This is a genomic window from Mesorhizobium sp. M1A.F.Ca.IN.020.06.1.1, from assembly GCF_004023265.1.
GTDB lineage: Bacteria > Pseudomonadota > Alphaproteobacteria > Rhizobiales > Rhizobiaceae > Mesorhizobium.
Genome location: NZ_RZSR01000922.1, coordinates 1 through 2,380, shown reverse-complemented (window position 1 = coordinate 2,380; position 2,380 = coordinate 1). Strand labels below are relative to the sequence as shown.

General features: G+C 61.8%; 2 protein-coding genes and 1 pseudogene. 1 reads left to right on the top strand and 2 read right to left on the bottom strand.

The genetic code is table 11. The features are described from left to right. Positions 1-453, bottom strand: a pseudogene (locus tag EOA60_RS29065) (alpha/beta hydrolase); the annotation flags it as partial. A 163-nt stretch (positions 454-616) separates the two neighbouring features. Beyond that, entirely contained in the window at positions 617-1,462 is an 846-nt protein-coding gene (locus tag EOA60_RS29060) for an SDR family oxidoreductase (RefSeq protein WP_066989643.1), read from the bottom strand. Positions 1,463-1,656: 194 nt separating this feature from the next. Here EOA60_RS29060 and EOA60_RS29055 point away from each other — a divergent pair. Next, positions 1,657-2,380 (top strand): cysteine synthase A (locus EOA60_RS29055; protein ID WP_128312330.1); only part of this gene is annotated, 724 nt, incomplete at its 3' end.

Sequence of the window (2,380 nt, the reverse complement as noted above, 5' to 3'; positions counted from 1 at the left end):
AACGATCACCTTCTCGCCGATCGCGCGCCCGATCGCCAGTGCCTCCTCATAGTCGTTGATCCAGGCATTCACGCTGCCTTCGGCAATGGCCGCGCCGTCCTGCCCGTGGCCGGTCAGGCGGGTGTAGAAGAGATTGGCCTCGATCTCCCCGGCGACGTCGTCCGGCAGCGGCCGGATCTCGCCCTTGGATGCCGAAAACCCGTGGATGTAGACGATCGCAAGCTTGGTCTTGGCGTGAACCAACGGATTCGCCCAGATGATCTCCTTGTCCAACCCGTCACGGATATTGGGCACGGCCGCTTCTTCGCGCGCCAGATAGGCCTGCGGATCGTCGCCGATCGCCGAAGGATCGAAACGGATCGTCGTATCGACCGCCACGCGTGGGCCGAGGTAAAAGCCTGAGAGGAGGATAACGACGAGACCCAGTACCGCAAGCAAGATCCGTCGCCCCATGACCGACTCCAAGCAACAATTCTCAACCTATGGCGGTGCCCACCGAGAGGCAATCTCTCCCGGATCAGCGGATGTCGTGCAAAAGCCTGCGACGGTTTTGCGAAACGACTTGCATAGAAAGGCATAAAGCGCGTTGCCTGAATGCGTTTCAGCGCGAGGCGCTTTACGCCGCTTTGTCCGTTGGACTTTTTTCGCCCGGCGTCTTGCGGTCGAAATACAACGGCCGTCCCCGCCAGCTGGTGGTCAGCCCGATCACCAGTCGGCCTACGGGTCGCGGCAGCAGGCCCAGCAGCTTCAGCGGCCAGCTTATGTGATAGGGGAAGGTGACTTCGAAGCCTCCCCTCCGGATGCCGCGCGCCATGCGGCGCGATGCCCGGTGAACAGGCATCAGGCCCGGCATCGGCAGCATGTTCTTCTCGGTCAGCGGCGTGTCGACGAAGCCCGGATTCATCACCTGGATGCGGATGTTCATCTTGTCGAAGTCGTATTTCAGCGATTCCGCCAGGATGTTGATTGCCGCCTTGGTGCCGCCATAGGCGGCGGTGGTCGGCCAGCCGGAATAGGCCGTGACCGACCCGACCAGGACGACATGCCCGCGTCCTCGCGTGCGCATATAGTCGACCGCAGGCACCAGTCCGTTGACGATGCCGAAATAATTGACGGCGAAGGAACGATGAAAATCGCGCACCACGAGATGCTCACCGGGGGTGGCGATATAGTTGCCGGCGTTGAAGACGGCGAGCACGATCGGCCCCATGTCTTTCTCGATCGCCGCGACAGTGCGTGCCATCCCTTCTTCGTCGGTCACATCGCAGGGAAAGGATTTCACGTGGCCGGCCATCTGCGCGGTCTCAACCAGCAGCGTATCGGCTGGATCGCTGGCCAGCGCCGTCACCGCGACGGCATAGCCTTGCCTCGCCAGGTCCTTGGCCAGCGCCCGGCCGAGGCCGCTGCTGCCGCCCGTGATCCAGGCGACACCGTCTTTCGGGTTGGCCCGGTAGAGTGTCATTGAAAGTCCTGCGAATTATCTGGGCTAGTGCTCTAGCGGCGAAGAAATGGGATGAAAAGAGCGCTTTTGGATGACATCGTTGAAATGCTCGGGAGCATTGCAGCGTCCCGAATGCGACTGGACCAGGCAAAATCTTGCCTTGAAACCGCGGCTTCCGGTTTTTAGGGTCTCGCCGCACGCATAAAGGAATCCCCATGCCCCGTAATGTGATCGAAGCGATCGGCAACACCCCCTTGATCCGGCTCAACAAGGCTTCGGACGCAACCGGCTGCGAGATCCTGGGCAAGGCCGAATTCATGAATCCGGGACAATCGGTCAAGGACCGTGCAGGCCTCTTCATCATCAGGGACGCCGAACATCGCGGATTGCTGAGGCCCGGTGGTGTCATCGTCGAAGGGACCGCCGGCAACACCGGCATTGGCCTCACGCTGGTCGCCAAGGCGCTCGGCTACCGGACAGTCATTGTCATCCCCGACACGCAAAGCCAGGAGAAGAAGGACACGATCAAGATCCTGGGAGCCGAGCTGATCGAAGTGCCGGCCGTGCCGTACAAGAACCCGAACAACTATGTGAAGCTTTCGGGGCGGCTCGCCGAGCAGATGGCACGGTCGGAGCCGAACGGCGCGATCTGGGCGAACCAGTTCGACAATGTCGCGAACCGCGACGGCCACATCCGCACGACTGCCGAGGAGATCTGGACCCAAACCGGCGGCAAGGTCGACGGCTTCGTGTCCGCCGTCGGCTCCGGCGGCACGCTCGCCGGCGTTGCGCTCGGGCTCAAGGCCAAGAGCAGGCAAGTCAAGATCGCACTTGCCGATCCGTTGGGTGCTGCGCTCTACAGCTTCTATACCAGCGGTGAGCTTAAAGCTGACGGCAGCTCGATCACCGAAGGCATAGGCCAGGGTCGCATCACCGCCA

What these genes read in the sequence shown, in the direction of transcription:
- EOA60_RS29060 (WP_066989643.1), bottom strand. Translation starts at nt 1,462, where the DNA reads ATGACACTCTACCGGGCCAACCCGAAAGACGGTGTCGCCTGGATCACG.